Source organism: Amycolatopsis thermalba, assembly GCF_023376025.1.
Lineage (GTDB): Bacteria > Actinomycetota > Actinomycetes > Mycobacteriales > Pseudonocardiaceae > Amycolatopsis_E > Amycolatopsis_E thermalba.
Map to the genome: position 1 here is coordinate 4,265,904 of NZ_CP091196.1, position 14,845 is coordinate 4,280,748.

14 protein-coding genes are annotated in these 14,845 nt (G+C 74.3%); 8 read left to right on the forward strand and 6 right to left on the reverse strand.

The features are described 5' to 3' along the window. The first annotated feature begins 7 nt into the window (after positions 1-7). Together L1857_RS20615 and L1857_RS20620 are read left to right on the forward strand one after the other, a co-directional pair. Positions 8-922: a PAC2 family protein gene (locus L1857_RS20615; protein WP_094002902.1), complete on the forward strand. Its 915-nt coding sequence runs from the start codon at positions 8-10 to the stop codon at positions 920-922. After that, complete coding sequence (locus L1857_RS20620) at positions 919-2,046, forward strand: MFS transporter (protein ID WP_249465907.1); 1,128 nt, start codon at positions 919-921, stop codon at positions 2,044-2,046. Before L1857_RS20615 ends, L1857_RS20620 begins: the two co-directional genes overlap by 4 nt. Here the strand turns inward: L1857_RS20620 and L1857_RS20625 are convergent. Then, the gene (locus tag L1857_RS20625) at positions 2,029-2,853 is read right to left on the reverse strand and encodes a metallophosphoesterase family protein (protein ID WP_094002900.1); all 825 of its coding nucleotides are present in this window, start codon (positions 2,851-2,853) and stop codon (positions 2,029-2,031) included. The genes L1857_RS20620 and L1857_RS20625 overlap by 18 nt on opposite strands. Positions 2,854-3,035: 182 nt before the next feature. On the opposite strand from L1857_RS20625, the gene L1857_RS20630 reads away from it, so the two are divergent. Further along, on the forward strand, positions 3,036-4,619 hold the full coding sequence (locus L1857_RS20630) for an ABC-F family ATP-binding cassette domain-containing protein (protein WP_116109062.1): 1,584 nt from the start codon (positions 3,036-3,038) through the stop codon (positions 4,617-4,619). A gap of 15 nt (positions 4,620-4,634) precedes the next feature. Here L1857_RS20630 and mshC read toward each other — a convergent pair whose 3' ends face one another. From mshC to L1857_RS20645, 3 genes are read right to left on the reverse strand one after another with little or no spacing between them, the layout of a single operon-like run. Continuing rightward, on the reverse strand, positions 4,635-5,873 hold the full coding sequence (gene mshC / locus L1857_RS20635; RefSeq protein ID WP_116109060.1) for a cysteine--1-D-myo-inosityl 2-amino-2-deoxy-alpha-D-glucopyranoside ligase: 1,239 nt from the start codon (positions 5,871-5,873) through the stop codon (positions 4,635-4,637). A gap of 57 nt (positions 5,874-5,930) precedes the next feature. After that, positions 5,931-6,644 carry a GH25 family lysozyme gene (locus tag L1857_RS20640; protein WP_249465914.1) on the reverse strand — a complete coding sequence of 238 codons (714 nt, stop codon included), beginning with the start codon at positions 6,642-6,644 and terminating at the stop codon, positions 5,931-5,933. Between the two features lie 58 nt (positions 6,645-6,702). After that, positions 6,703-7,290, reverse strand: a complete 588-nt coding sequence (locus L1857_RS20645; protein WP_094002897.1) for a TetR/AcrR family transcriptional regulator — start codon at positions 7,288-7,290, stop codon at positions 6,703-6,705. 74 nt (positions 7,291-7,364) lie between these two features. On the opposite strand from L1857_RS20645, the gene L1857_RS20650 reads away from it, so the two are divergent. Together L1857_RS20650 and L1857_RS20655 are read left to right on the forward strand one after the other, a co-directional pair. Further along, positions 7,365-8,687, forward strand: a complete 1,323-nt coding sequence (locus L1857_RS20650) for a cytochrome P450 (RefSeq protein WP_116109057.1) — start codon at positions 7,365-7,367, stop codon at positions 8,685-8,687. A gap of 48 nt (positions 8,688-8,735) precedes the next feature. Beyond that, positions 8,736-9,101, forward strand: coding sequence for a hypothetical protein (locus L1857_RS20655; protein WP_116109054.1), 366 nt, complete (start codon positions 8,736-8,738; stop codon positions 9,099-9,101). Positions 9,102-9,236: 135 nt separating this feature from the next. On the opposite strand, the gene L1857_RS20660 is transcribed toward L1857_RS20655, so the two are convergent. Beyond that, positions 9,237-11,195, reverse strand: a complete 1,959-nt coding sequence (locus tag L1857_RS20660) for a VWA domain-containing protein (protein ID WP_116109052.1) — start codon at positions 11,193-11,195, stop codon at positions 9,237-9,239. Further along, positions 11,192-12,589, reverse strand: coding sequence for an ATP-binding protein (locus L1857_RS20665; RefSeq protein ID WP_094002893.1), 1,398 nt, complete (start codon positions 12,587-12,589; stop codon positions 11,192-11,194). Before L1857_RS20665 ends, L1857_RS20660 begins: the two co-directional genes overlap by 4 nt. A 79-nt stretch (positions 12,590-12,668) precedes the next feature. Here L1857_RS20665 and L1857_RS20670 point away from each other — a divergent pair, with 79 nt between their 5' ends. The 3 genes from L1857_RS20670 to L1857_RS20680 all read left to right on the forward strand — a co-directional run bounded on the left by L1857_RS20670 (position 12,669) and on the right by L1857_RS20680 (position 14,842). Further along, positions 12,669-13,466: a hypothetical protein gene (locus tag L1857_RS20670; protein ID WP_162830940.1), complete on the forward strand. Its 798-nt coding sequence runs from the start codon at positions 12,669-12,671 to the stop codon at positions 13,464-13,466. Between the two features lie 66 nt (positions 13,467-13,532). After that, positions 13,533-14,453, forward strand: a complete 921-nt coding sequence (locus tag L1857_RS20675) for a hypothetical protein (protein ID WP_094002891.1) — start codon at positions 13,533-13,535, stop codon at positions 14,451-14,453. A 65-nt stretch (positions 14,454-14,518) separates the two neighbouring features. Then, entirely contained in the window at positions 14,519-14,842 is a 324-nt protein-coding gene (locus tag L1857_RS20680; RefSeq protein ID WP_094002890.1) for a hypothetical protein, read from the forward strand. The last annotated feature ends 3 nt before the right edge of the window (positions 14,843-14,845 follow it).

A 14,845-nucleotide genomic window follows, 5' to 3' on the forward strand; every position in this document is an offset into this window, starting at 1 on the left:
TGGGTGGGTGAGTGACCCAGCCGACGCGATCCCGCAGCCCGAGCAGTCCGTCCCCGGGGGCGCCACGTCCCGGGAACGGGTCATGGTCGTCGCCTTCGAAGGCTGGAACGACGCAGGTGACGCGGCCAGCACCGCCCTGGAGCACCTCCAGCTCAGCTGGGACGCCAAGCCCCTCGCGGAGCTGGAGCCGGACGACTACTACGACTTCCAGGTCAGCCGCCCGACGGTGCGGATGGTGGACGGCGTCACCCGGCGGGTGGAATGGCCGACCACGCGCCTGTCCATCTGCCACCCGCCCGGCTACGACCAGGACATCGTGCTGGTGACCGGCCCGGAACCGAACATGCGGTGGCGCGCCTTCTGCCGCGAGCTGCTCGGCCACATCGAGGAGCTGGGCGTGTCCACCGTGGTCACGCTCGGCGCCCTGCTGGCCGACACCGCCCACACCCGCCCGGTCCCGGTCACCGGCACCGCCTACGACCCGGAGGCCGCGGCGCGGTTCGGGCTGGAACGCAGCCGCTACCAGGGCCCCACCGGCATCGTCGGGATCCTGCAGGACGCGTGCGTGCAGGCGGGCATCCCGGCGATCTCCATCTGGGCCGCGGTGCCGCACTACGTGTCGCACCCGCCCTCGCCGAAGGCGACGCTGGCGCTGCTGCACAAGCTCGAAGACGTCCTGGACGTCGAGGTGCCGCTGGGCGCGCTGCCCGAGCAGGCCGAGGAGTGGCAGCAGACGGTCAGCGAGATGGCCGAGGAGGACGAGGAGATCGCCGAGTACGTCCGCTCGCTGGAGGAGCGCGGCGACGCCGAAACGGCGATCACCCTGGAGGAGTCCAGCGGCGAGAAGATCGCCGCCGAGTTCGAGCGCTACCTGCGCCGGCGCCGTCCGGGCGCGGAGGGGCCGGGACCGGCAGGCCGGTGAGCGGGCGGCCCGCCCGCGTCGCCCTCTACGTCGGTGGCCTCCTCGGCCCGTTCGGGGGCGGGGTGGTGTCGTCGATGCTGCCCGAGCTGTCGGCGAGCTTCGGCGTGTCGCCCGCGACCGCGGCGTCCTCGCTGACCGCGTACCTGCTGCCGTTCGCGCTGGTGATGCTCGTGTCCGGCACCTACGGCGCGCGGTGGGGGCCGGTCCGCACGATCCGGATCGCCTACGCCGGTTACGTCCTGGCGGCGGCGCTGGCCGCGCTGGTGCCGTGGTTCTGGCTGTTCCAGGTCACCCGCGGGCTGCAGGGCGTGGCCAACGCGTTCACCACCCCGCTGCTGCTGACCAAGCTCGCGGCGATCACCCCGGCGGACCGGCTCGGCCGCGCGCTCGGCGCGTTCGGCGCGATGCAGGCGCTCGGGCAGACCTCGGCGCCCCTGGTCGGCGGGCTGGCCGCGGAGGGCGACTGGCGGTGGGCGTTCGCCGGGATCGCGGTGGTCGCGCTGGTGCTGGCGGCGAGCCCGCTGCCGCCGGACCACTCAGCGGCCGAGCCGGGATCGCGGCTGCGGGACGCGTTCCGGCCGGTCGTGCTGTGGGCCGGGGGCGTGGTGTTCCTGGCCTGGGCGTGCCTGGCCGGGTTGCCGTTCCTGGTGGCGTTCCGGATCGACGACCTGTTCGCCCTCACCCCGGGTGTGCGCGGGCTGGTGCTGACCGCGTACGGGATCGCCGGGTTCGTCGCCGCTCGGCTGGTCGGCGCCGCGTCGGACCGGTTCGGGCCGCGGGTGGCGCTGGCCGCCGGGCTGCTGCTCGGCGCGGCCGCGATGGCCTCGATCGGGCTGTTCCCGTCGCTGCCCGCGGTGACGATCGCGTGGGCCGTCGGCGGGGTGTGCGGCCAGCTGGTGCTGGTCGGGATCAACGCGACGGTGCTCGGCGGGGCGGGCGGCGGGCGCAGCGGCGCGATCTCGGTGGTCACCGCGCTGCGGTTCCTCGGGATGTCCGCCTCCCCCGCCGTGTTCACCGGGCTCTACCACGCCAGCCCGGCGCTGAGTTTCCTCGTCGCGGCCGGGGTGCTGGTGGTGACGGTGCCGCTGCTGGCGCTGCGGCCGCGGTCAGAGGATGCGGCGTAGCGGGATCGGGCCGCGGGCGCGCTTGCGCCACTCGCGCGGGTAGCCGAGCGAGACCTCCTCGAAGCGGACGCCGTCGGCCCACGTGGTGCGCGGGATGTGCAGGTGCCCGAACACCGCGACCTCGGCGCGGTAGCGCAGGTGCCAGTCCTCGGTGCGGGTGGTGCCGCACCACAACGCGAACTCCGGCCAGCGCAGGGGCGCGGTCGGGTGGCGGTGCAGCGGCCAGTGCGACAGGAGGACCGTGCCGTGGCCGGCGGGGATGGCGTCCAGGCGCTGCTCGCTGACCTTGAGCCGGTGGGCGCACCAGTCCTGGCGGGTGGGGTGCGGGTCGGGGTGCAGGTAGAACTCGTCGGTGCACACCACGTTCGCCTCGCGGGCCTGGCCGAGCGCCTCGGCCAGGGACACGTCCTCGGCCTGCGGGGTGCGCCAGCTGTAGTCGTAGAGCAGGAACAGCGGGGCGATGGTGAGCGGCCGGCCGGCGTGGGGCCAGACCAGGTACTCGTCCTCGGGGGTGCGGACGCCGAGCTCGCGGCAGCGCTGCACGAGGTGCCGGTAGCGGGCCTCGCCGCGCAGATCGTTGCCGTCCCGGGGGACGGTCCACAGCTCGTGGTTGCCCGGAACCCACACCACCTCGGCGAAGCGCTGCTTGAGGGTGTCCAGGGTGGTGGTGATCGCCTCGATCCTCTCGGCCACGTCGCCGGCCACCAGCAGCCAGTCCTCCGGCGAGTCCGGCCGGATTTCGTCGATCAGCGGCGCGTTGCCGTTGTGGGTGACGTGGAGGTCGCTGGTGGCGTAGAGGTGGGGCACGGCTCCACCGTAGTCATGCGCCGCACCGGCCCTCCCGGTCGGCAAGATCCGGCTGCGAGAAAAAGAGTTGACCGCCCGCGCTAGCCTGGAAGCGCCATGAAGAACTGACATCCCGTCCGACCCGCGTCCGCGGCCAGCCGGCCCGGCGGGTTCCGCCGTCACACTCCGGCCGGTGATGTCCCATGTCTTTGCGCGTTCACGAACTCTCCTTCTCCTACGGCGACCGCGTCGTCTTCGACCGCTTCGACTTCGCCGCCGACCCGGGCCACCGCGTCGGCCTGGTCGGCGAGAACGGCGCCGGCAAGTCCACGCTGCTGAAGCTCCTCGCGGGCCTCGAACGCCCGCACGGCGGCACCGTCCACACCGGACCGGACGTGGGCTTCCTCCACCAGGAACTGCCCTACCCAGCCGGCACCCCGGTGTCCGCGGTCGTCGAGGACGCCCTCGCCGACATCCGCCGCGCGACCCGGCGCCTGGAGCGGCTCACCGAAGCCGTCGCCGACGACCCGTCCGAGGCCACCCTCGCCGAGTACGGCGCGGCGCTGGAGTGGGCCCAGGCGCACGACCTCTGGGACGCCGACCGGCGCGCCGCGATCGTCCTGGACGGCCTCGGGCTGGGCGGAACCGAGCGGCCCGTCGGCGAGCTGTCCGGCGGCCAGCGGTCCCGGCTCGGGCTCGCCGCGCTGCTCATCCGGCAGCCGGCCACGCTGCTGCTGGACGAGCCGACCAACCACCTGGACGACCCGGCGATGGAGTTCCTGGAACGCCACCTCACCGGGCTGTCCGGCACGGTGGTGCTCGCCTCGCACGACCGGGTCTTCCTGGACGCGGTGTGCACGGCGATCGTCGACCTCGACCCGGCGCTGGGCGGGCCGGTGCGCTACGGCGGCGCCTACCGCGACTACCTGGCGCACAAGCGCATCGAACGCGCCCGCTGGGAGCAGCGCTACGCCGGGGAGCAGGCGGAACTGAAGCGGCTGGCCGAATCGGTCACGGTCACCGCGCGCGCCGTCGCCCACGACCGGCCGCCCCGGGACAACGCGAAGATGCTGTACGACTTCAAGACCGGCCGGGTGCAGAAGCAGATTTCCCGGCGGGTCCGCAACGCGCAGCAGCGGCTCGACGAGCTGGCCGCCAACCAGGTGCGCAAACCCCCGCCGCCGCTGCGGTTCGCGGGCGCGCTCACCGCCCCGCCGGGTGAGGACGAGCTGATCCTCTCCGCCCGCGGCATCCGCGTGCCGGGACGGCTGGAGCTGGCCGAGCTGGACGTCACGGCGTCGGCGCGGCTGCTGGTCACCGGCGGCAACGGCGCCGGCAAGTCCACGCTGCTCAGCGTGCTCGCCGGCGGTCTGGCCCCGCACGCCGTGCGGCGCCGGGCGGGCCTGCGGACCGGGATGCTCGCGCAGGACGTCACCCTGCCCGACCCGGCGAAGACCCCGCGGCGGCTCTACGCCGAGGCGGCCGGCCCGGACTCCCCCGAGCTGACCAACCTGGGCCTGATCGCGCCGTGGGACCTCGACCGCCCGGCCGGGGTGCTGTCGGTCGGGCAGCGGCGGCGGCTCGCGCTGGCGATCCTCATCGCCCGGCCCCCGGACCTGCTGCTGCTCGACGAGCCGACCAACCACATCTCGCTCACGCTCGCCGAGGAGCTGTTCGACGCGCTCGGGTCCGCGCCCGGCGCGGTCGTCCTCGCCAGCCACGACCGGTGGCTGCGCCGGGAGTGGGACGGTGCGACCCTGCGGCTGCACCAGGGCCGCACCGTATAGGTCGTTATACGCCGATCAGAGTTCGACGCCCAGCAGCGCGTCGACGGCGACGCGGATCAGGGCGGGCGCGCCCGTGTCGCGCCCGCCCTGCCGCAGCGCCTCGTCGGCCCACGCGTCGACCGCGCGCATCGCGTTGATCGTGTCCAGGTCGTCGGCGAGGTGGTCCCGCAGGCGGGCGATCGTGTCGTCCGCCTCCGGCCCGGACGGCAGCGCCGCGGCCTCGCGCCAGCGGGCCAGCCGCTGCTGGGCGGTGGTGAGCAGGTCGTCGGTCCACGAGCGGTCGCTGCGGTAGTGGCCGGCGAACAGCGCCAGCCGGATCGCGTTGGGGTCGACCCCGTCGGCCCGCAGCCGCGACACGAACACGAGGTTGCCGCGCGACTTGGACATCTTCTCGCCGTTCAGGCCGATCATGCCGCCGTGCACGTAGTGCCGGGCGAACGGGTGCTCACCGGACAGCGCCTCGGCGTGGGCGGCGCTGTACTCGTGGTGCGGGAAGATCAGGTCCGAGCCGCCGCCCTGCACGTCGAAGCCCATGCCGAGCCGGTTGACCGCGATCGCGCTGCACTCGATGTGCCAGCCGGGGCGGCCGGGGCCGAGCTCGGACTCCCAGGACGGCTCACCCGGCCGGGCGGCGCGCCAGAGCAGCGCGTCGAGCGGGTCGCGCTTGCCGGGGCGGTCCGGGTCGCCGCCGCGCTCGGCGAAGAACTTCGCCATGGTCTCGCCGTCGTAGTTCGACTCGTAGCCGAACCGGCCGGTGGCCGAGCGGTCGAAGTAGACGTCCGGGTACTCCGGGTCGTCGGCCCGGTAGGCCGCGCCGTGCGCCAGCAGCTTCGAGATGACCTCGACGATCTCCGGGATGCTCTCCACCGCGCCGACGAACTGCTTCGGCGGCAGCACCCGCAGCGCCTCCATGTCCTCGCGGAACAGGGCGGTCTCCCGCAGGCCGAGCACCACCCAGTCGTCCTGGTCCCGCTCGGCGCGCTCCAGCAGCGGGTCGTCGATGTCGGTCACGTTCTGCACGTAGTGCACCGTGTGACCGCTGTCCCGCCACACCCGGTTGACCAGGTCGAACGCGAGGTAGGTCGCCGCGTGACCGAGGTGCGTGGCGTCGTACGGGGTGATGCCGCAGACGTACATGCGCGCGGTCTTGCCCGGGGCGGTGGGGCGCACCTGCCCGGTGGCGGTGTCGAACAACCGGAGAGGGCGGGGCGTGCCCGGCACGTAGGGCAGCGGCACCGAGGACCAAGTCTTCATACCCCAACCCTAGGTGGCGCCGCGGTGAACCGTCCCGCCCGGTGGGAACGTTTCGCGTCACGAAGCGGTCAGTGACCGCAGTTCGCCGAGCGTGCCGAAGAACGTGTCCTGGTCGCCGGGCAGCGGGCCGGTCACCGCGGACTGCCAGAACTTCGCCGTCCAGCCGCCGGGCACCTCGCCCATCGTCGTGTCGTAGCGGGCCAGCCAGAGGAGGTGGTCGGCGGCGAAGGCGGCGCTGTTCCCGGTGCACGCCGTCCACCAGCGGGCCGTCGTGTAGATGATCGGCGTGTGCCCGGTGCGCCGCTTCAGCTCGGTGCTGAAGTCGCGGATCCACGCGACCATGTCCGCGGGCGGCCTCCCGTAACAGGCGGGAATGCCCGGCGTGTCCTCCAGGTCCAGCGCCGGCGGCAGGGTCATGCCGTCGGCGAACCACTTGCCGTCGTGCGTGTGCAGGTAGGCGGCCTGCTCGGCGCCGCCGGTCTGGTCCGGGCGCGCGTAGTGGTAGGCCGACCGGTACAGCCCGGCGGCCTTCGCGCCGCGGAACTGGGCCAGGAAGTTCGGGTTGGCGTACCCGGCGCCCGCGGTGTCCTTGACGAACACGAACCGCGCGCCGGCCGCCTTCGCCGCGGCGAAGTCCGGCACGCCCTGCGAGGCGCTGATGTCGAACCCGGCCAGGGGCGCCGCGGGCTGCGCGGACGCCACCGCCGGCGCGAACCCGGCCACCAGGGCCGTCACCACCGCCACCACCCGGAAGATCGTTTTCGTAGCCACGCCCGGACCGTAGATCCACTTCCGGGTCATCGCGCGGCGCGTGACCGCATCGGGTGAGTCAGGCGCCCGGGAACGAGGCGGCCCACATCGCCTCCAGGCCGGCCGTCAGCTGCTCCGACGTCGGCGCCCCCTCCGGGTCGAGCAGCCATTGCACCGCCAGCCCGTCGCAGATGGCGATCACGAAGCTGGCCACCGCCTGGCACCGCGGGTCGTCGGGCCGGGAGCCGTCGGCCAGGGACCGGGCGACCAGCTCGGCGACCTTGGCCCGGCACCGGCGGTAGTGCCCGGCGAACTGCTCCCGCAGCGACTCCGTCCGCTCCGCCTGCGCCAGCGCCTCGACGTAGGACAGCAGCAGCGCCCGGCTGGCCGGCAGGCTGTCCAGCATGGCCGCCCACGCGCGCCGCCCGCGCTCGATCGGCGGGACCGCCGGTTCGGCCATCGCGATCGAGGCCAGCTTGTCGGTCCACTCCTCGAACACCTCGCCGATCGCGGCGTTGAGCAGGCCCGCCTTGGACCCGAAGTGGTACCCGATCGAGTGCAGGTTGGTGTCCGAGGCCGCGACCAGGTCCCGCGCCGTGATGTGCGCGTACCCCTTCTCCTCCAGCAGCCGCCGCGCGGCGGCGAGCAGCTCTTCCCGGTGTCCCACACCCGGCACCCTAGCTGGACACCCGGATTACACGTGCGTATAAATGAGGCACCGGTCACGTCGAGGAGGTCGCGATGAGCGTCGAAACCCCGTCCCGCACGAGCGCGCTCCCGCTGCCGCCGGGGCCGAAGCTCCCGGCGGGCGTGCAGACGGTGCTCTTCGGCAACTTCCGGCACGTGCTGATGCCCCTGCTGCGGCGCCGCTACGGCGACCTCATCCGGCTCAACCTCTACCCCGAGCGCCACGTCGTGCAGCTGGCGAACCCCGACCACATCAGGGCCGTGTTCAGCGGTCCGGCCGACGTCTTCCACGCCGGCGAGGGCAACGTCATCCTCAAGCCGCTGATGGGCCCGCACTCGGTGCTGCTCACCGACGAGGACGTGCACCTGCGCGCCCGCAAACTGCTGATGCCCGCCTTCCACGGCGCGGCGCTGCGCGGGTACCGGGACATGATCACCGAGCTCGCCGAGGCCGAGGTCGCGACCTGGACGCCGGGCCGGGTGTTCCGCTCGCACGAGCGCATGCAGGCGCTGACGCTGGAGATCATCCTGCGCGTGGTGTTCGGCGTCGCCGAGGGGCCGCGGCTGGACGAGCTGCGCGAGCTGCTCACCCGCATCGTCGACATCGGTGTGCTGGAGCTGTTCGGCTGGCACAACGCCAAGCTGCGCCGGGTCGGCCCGTGGCGGCGGTACAGCCTGGCCCAGGACCGGGTGGACGAGCTGCTCTACGCCGAGATCGCCGACCGCCGCAAGGCCGGCGACCTCGACGGCCGCGGTGATGTGCTGTCCCGCCTGCTGACCGTGCCCGCCGAGGACGACCGGCTCTCCGACGCCGAGCTGCGCGACCAGCTGATCACCCTGCTGCTGGCCGGGCACGAGACCACCGCGACGGCCCTGGCCTGGTCGTTCCACGAGCTGGCGCGCGACCCGGCGCGGCAGCGGCGCGCGATCGAGGCCGCCGACGCCGGGGACGAGAAGTACCTGGAGGCGGTGGCGAAGGAGGCGATGCGGCAGCACCCGGTGATCTCCGAGGTCGCCCGGCGGCTGACGCGGGACATCGAGATCGGCGGCTACCGGATCCCCGCGGGCCACACGGTGATGCCGTCGATCGCCCTGGTCCAGGGGGATCCGGCGCACCACGACGACCCGGCGGCGTTCCGGCCGGAGCGGTTCCTCGGCGGCGGCCCGGCGAGCGGCACGTGGTTCCCGTTCGGCGGCGGCGTGCGGCGCTGCCTGGGCGCCGGGTTCTCCCTGCTGGAGGCGACGATCGTGCTGCGGGCGGTGCTCACCCGGTTCGCGCTGGAGCCGGACCGCGCCCGCGGCGAGCACGCCAGGCCCCGGCACATCACGATGGTGCCCGGCCGCGGCGCCCGGATCGCGGTCGTCCCCCGGCGCTGAGCGCGGCTACCCTGGGCGGGTCCGTCCGTACTCACAGAGCAGGTTTCCTTGAGCGCCACGATCCCAAGCGAGACCGTCCCGGCGAACCTCACGCGGATCGCCGCGGCGGGCGAGGACGCGCCGGGCGTCCTGTGGCGGCTGCGCGAGGAGGGCCGCCAGCTCGACGCGAACCTCGTGCACCTGCCGGCGGGCGAGCGGATCGGCACCCACACCGAGCCCGACCTCGACGTGCTGCTGGTGGTGGTCACCGGCACCGGGACGGTGACCACCGGGGAGGACGCGGTGGACGCCGGCCCCGGCTCGCTGGTGTGGCTGGCACACGGCCAGGCGCGCGCCGTCGAGGCGGGCCCCGGCGGCCTGTCCTACCTCACCGTGCACCGCCGCCGCCCGGGCCTGCGGATCGGGCTCCGCTGACACCGGCGGGGCGCCGGACGCGGAACTCACCGCCGTGAGCGCGGAACTCGCGCGCACGAGCGTGGGACTCGCGCGCACGAGCGTGGGACTCGCGCGCACGAGCGTGGGACTCGCACGGCCGGCGGCGCGCGTCACCTAGCGGCGCCGGGTGCGGAGGTAGTCGCTGATCACCGCCGCGCCCAGGCCGTCCGCCTCGGGTGCCACCACCCGGCCGCCGGACCGCCGCGCGATCAGGTCCACGAACGCCGCCAGCCGCGGGTCGTCGCCGAGGCGGAACACCGACACCGACGCCCCCATCTTCGCCAGCCGGTCCACTTCGGACAGCGTCTTGACCAGCGTCCGCGGCTGGGGCGGGTAGTCGAACTCCGCGGTGCCGTCCGCTTCCAGGTGCGCGGTCGGCTCGCCGTCGGTCACCATCAGCACCACCGGCTGCGCGTCCGGGTGCCGCCGCAGGTGCCGTCCGGCCAGCAGCAGCGCGTGGTGCGCGTTGGTGCCCTGCTCCCACACGCCCTCCAGCCCGACCAGCTCCGGCAGCTCCACCGACGTCGCGTACCGGCCGAACGTGATCAGCTGCAACGCGTCGTTGCGGAAGCGCGTGGAGATCAGCTGGTGCAGCGCCAGCGCGGTGCGCTTCATCGGCAGCCAGCGCCCCTCCGACACCATCGACCACGACGTGTCCACGCACAGCGCCACCGCCGCCCGCGACCGCAGCTCGGTCTCCACGACCTCCACATCGGACACGTCCAGCCGCACGCGGCCGCCGCCCGTGGACGCGGTCCGCAGCACGGCGTTGCGCACCGTGCGGGAAACCTCCCACGGTTCCCGGTCGCCGAACTGCCACGGCCGGCTCGCCCCGGTCGGCTCCCCCGCCGCCCCGGCCGACTCGGTCTGCCGCTCGCCGGTCTTGCCGCGCAGCGAGTGCACGATGTCCGACAGCGCCGTCTCCCCCAGGCGCCGCAACGCCTTCGGGGTCAGCCGCAGCGAGCCGTCCGGCGCCCGCTCGAACAGTCCCTGAGACCGCAGCTCACGCTCCAGTTCGGACAGTCGCCGCGCGTCCACCCCGGCGTCCGGCCCGAGCTGGCGTTCCAGCGCCTCCAGGTCGATGTCCTCCAGCCGGGCGCCCGGATAGGACTGGGCCAGCTGCTCCGCCAGGGCGTCCAGCTCCGCCAGGTCCTGCATGGCCTGCGCGCCCTCGCCCAGCCCCAGCGGGTCCTGGCCGCGGAATCGCGCCGAGGAGGTCCAGTCCTCCCCCGGCCGCATCGCCTGCAACCGGGCGTCCAGGCCGGCCAGCTGCTGCCCGATGCGCGGGTCGCCGAACGCCTGCCGCGCCAGCTCGGCCAGCTCCGCCCGCTGCTCGGCCGACATCGAGTTCAGCATCCGCTGCGCCGCGGCGGCCCGCGCGGCGAGCGCGTCGATCAGCTCGTCGACGTCGCGCGGGTTCTCCGGGAAGAACTCGCCGTGGCGGCGCATGAACTCGGCGAACCGCTCGTCGATGTCGTCCACGCCACGGGCGTGGGCGTCGAGCAGCGCGTTCAGGTCCGACAGCATCTGGTGGACGCGCTCGACGTCCTCCGGGCTGGTGCTCTGCAACGCCTGCTTCATGCCCGCGAAACGGGCGTCGAGCATCTCGCGGCCGAGCAGGTCACGGATCTGGTCGTACTTCTCGCGGCCCTCCTCCGAACGCCACGGGTAGTCCGACAGCTCACGCACCGCGGCCGCGGTGCCCGGCGGCAGCGCGTCGAGCTGGGCCTCGGCGAAGCGGGCGTCGTCGGACGGGTCGGGGAACAGCGCCCGCTTCTCGGCATCCAGCGCCTCGTCGAGCAGGCGCCGCACCTCTTGCAGGGTGCCGTCGAGCCGGTGCCGCCGCTGGATCTCGGCACGGCGCTGCCACACCCGGCGGGTCATCTCGTCCAGCCCGCGCGTGTTGCGGGTGCCGCGGCGCAGCAGCTCCTCCAGCGCCGACCGCGGCGAGGCGCCGTCCATGACCTCGCGGCCGATCTCGTCCAGCGCCTCGCGCAGGTCGATGGGCGGGGCGAGCGGGTCGGGGCCCTCGTGCCACGGGCCGTAGGACCAGCCCTGCGGTGCGGTGCTCACGGCCCGTACACCGTGGTCGCGTCGTCGGAGTCCTTCGCCAGCTGCCGCGCCAGGTAGAGCGACTCCAGGGCCAGCTCGACGGCCGCGGCGATGCGGCCCGGCTCGTCGGTGGCGGACACCCCGGCCCGCTCGGCGACCTCGTGCAGCACCGGCAGCTCGGGCAGCGCGGCGAGCAGGTCCGCGCCCGGCACGCGCTCGCCGGTGGCGACCAGGTGCCCGTTGGACACGGCCTCGACCAGCGGGCGCAGGTTGAGCCCGCCGAAGCGCTCGCGGGCGGTCTCGGCGACCGCGCGGCGCAGCAGGTGCACCAGGTGCTCGGTCTCGCGGCCCTCCTCGCCCGGCTCGAACTCGATCTTGCCGCGCAGCACGGCCGGCACCGCCTCCAGGTCGACCGGGCGCGCCACGGCCGGGTGCTCGCCGGTCAGCGCGGCCCGGCGCAACGCGGCCGCCGCGACGGTTTCCGCCGCGGCCACGGCGAACCGGGCCGACACGCCGGAGCGCTGGTCGACCACGGTGGATTCGCGCAGGTTGCGCACGAACCGGGCCAGCACCTCCAGCAGCGGCTCGCCGACCTCCGCGACCAGGTTCGCCTCCTGCCGGACCACGTCCACCTCGGCGGCCACGGTCAGCGGGTAGTGCGTGCGGATCTCGGCGCCGAAGCGGTCCTTGAGCGGGGTGATGATCCGCCCGCGGTTGGTGTAGTCCTCCGGGTTGGCGGTGGCGACGAGCAGCACGTCCAGCGGCAGCCGCAGCGTGTAGCCGCGGATCTGGATGTCGCGTTCCTCCATCACGTTGAGCAGCGCGACCTGGATGCGCTCGGCGAGGTCGGGCAGCTCGTTGATGGCCACGATGCCGCGGTGCGCGCGCGGCACGAGTCCGAAGTGGATGGTCTCCGGATCGCCCAGGCTGCGGCCCTCGGCCACCTTCACCGGGTCGACGTCGCCGATCAGGTCGCCGACCGAGGTGTCCGGGGTGGCCAGCTTCTCGGTGTAGCGCGCCTCGCGGTGCAGCCAGGTCACCGGCAGGTCGTCGCCCAGTTCGGCGGCGCGGCGCCGCGAGGCCGGGGTGATCGGGTCCAGCGGGTGCTCGGCCAGCTCGGAGCCCTCGATCACCGGGGTCCACTCGTCGAGCAGCCCGGCCAGGGTGCGCAGCAGGCGCGTCTTGCCCTGGCCGCGCTCGCCGAGCAGCACGACGTCGTGGCCGGCCAGCAGGGCGCGTTCGAACTGGGGCAGCACGGTCCGGTCGAACCCGACGATGCCCGGCCACGGGTTCCGGCCCTCGCGCAGCGCGGCGAGGAGGTTGTCGTGGATCTCGGTCTTGATGCTGCGCGGCAGGTGCCCGGCGGCGCGCAGCTCTCCCGCTGTGCGCGGGAGGTTCTCGGGTACGGGTGTCACGACTACGACGCTACGCACGTCCCGCGGTGTCGTCGACGTGGAGCAACTCCAGCGGCCGGGTGCCGTATTCTGGGTCGCCGTGTGCTGTCCCAGTGCGACCCTCACCGTGTGGGCCTCGGCGTGGCTGTCCGGAGCCGCGGCGTCCGACGACGTCCTCGACGCGCTCCTGGCGTGGGGCGAGGCGCACGAGGTGGTGGCCGCCGACGCCGAAGCGGCGGTGACGCTCGACCTCCCGCTCACCGGTGACTTCCCCGGCACGCCCGTCCAGCTGCTCGCCGCGTTGCGCGCGCACGGCGCCGGGCCCGCCCGGCTGGTGCTGCCCGCGCCCGGCGACCCGCGTGGCCTCGGCGGCGGCGGGCCGTTCACCGAGGCCGCGATGCGCGCCGGGGAGGCGGTGCTGCTGCCCGACCTCGGGTTCGGCCTGGTGCCGGTGCCGATCGCGGAGGGGCTGGTGCGCTGGTCGGTCCACCGGGCCGCGGTGCCGCTGAGCCCGGACTACGTCGGGCTGAGCGAGGCCGAGCACGGGCTGACCGACGCGATCCGGGATTCGGCGGGCGCGCTGCAGGCGCTGGACGTGGCGCGGGACCGGCCGGGGGTGCGGGCGGAGCTGGCGGCGAAGCTGCGGGCGCGGCCGCGCCTGGACTGGCCCGCCGGGACGCCGGGCCGGGCGCTGCGGGTGCTGCAGCGGGCCGACGAGGTGGGCGCCATCCTGGCGATCGCGGAGATCGACGAGCCGGGCGGCGCGCTGTCGTCGTCCGCGGCCGTGCGCCGCGCCGACGCCCTGCGCCCGCTGAGCACGGCGGTCCGCACGGCCCGCTACGCGGCGATCAACGAAGCCGTCCGGCAACTCACCGAACAGGGTGACCGGCAGCCCTGATCGGCGGCTTGACACCGGCGTGTTTCCTTGATCCACACATCGTCGTAGTGGCAGGAGACAGCTTCCGTGGATCTGGGTGACCCCACCACCAACCCCATCTCGTTCACGCTCGGACCGGCGGACGAGTTCTTCACCGAGCCGGTCGGCGCGCGGGACGAGGACGGCTTCCGGCGGGCCTGGCGGCGCATCGTGGCCGAGCACGGCGCCGACGCCGGGCGGGTCACCCGGATCGCCGCCTACTGGGAGCCCTCGGCGGCGGACCGGGAGTTCCTCGACACAACCTTCGCCGATGCCGGGCTGCAGTTCCTCTTCGAACGGCCGGAGCCGGCCGGCTGGGACAGCGCGCTGGAGAAGGCGCAGCAGGTGCTCGACGAGGTCCTGCGCGCCGAGGAGGCCGGGGAACTGGCGGAGGAAGCCCGCCGCGCCCGCGAGAAGCAGGCGAACGGTGAGCTGCTGCCGGTGCTGCGCAGCGGATCGCTCGGCGGCAGCGACGTCGTGCGGCAAACCATGCCGTGGCTGCCGGTGGCCGGGCGCGACCTGTTCGCCACGTTCGCCTACACCGCGCTGACGCCGCGCGGCACGGTCGGGATGCGGCACGTGCTGAACGACCACCTCGACGGCGCGGGCGGCTTCACCGAGGTCGTCACCACAGCGCTGGCCTCGGTGCGGTCCGGCCTGGTCCTGGAGGAGGCGGTCACCGAAACCGGGCGGCTGCTCCGCGTGCACCGCCCGGACGGGTTCGGCGCCGCGGGTGCGGTCATGCTGCCCGACTTCCACGAGCGGATGTCCGGCATCCACGGCTGGGACGAGCTGACGGTGGCCATCCTCTGCCCCGACGAGGCGTGGATCACGCAGTCCGGCACCCCCGACGCCGAGCGGCTCGCGCGGGAGGTGCGGGCGGCCGGGCAGCAGGCGCCCGAGCTGCGCCCCGCGCTGCTGACGGTCACCGCGACGGCGATCGACCTCGTCACCGAAGGCGGGTCGTGACGCGCGGGCGGGCGCGCTCCGTGGTTTGATCTCCCGCGTCGTTTCGTGATGTACGGGGGAACTTCGTGGACTACGTGGACCCGGCCCGCAACCTGATCTCGTTCACCACCGGCACGGGCGCGGTCTTCGCGGAGTCCGCGCCCGCGCAGGCCGTCGACGCCTTCCGCCAGGCCTGGGAGCGCGTCGCCGCGGACCACGGCGTGGACGCGGACCAGGTGATCCGCATCGAGGCCTACTGGCAGCCCGCGCAGTGGGACGAGCGCTACCTCGGGCGGACCTTCGGCGACGTGGAGCTGGAGTACGTCTTCCCCCGGCCCGATCCGGGCGGCTGGCACACCGCGCTGGACCGGGCCCGGGAAGTCCTCGACGAGGTGGCCGCCGCCGACTGAGCG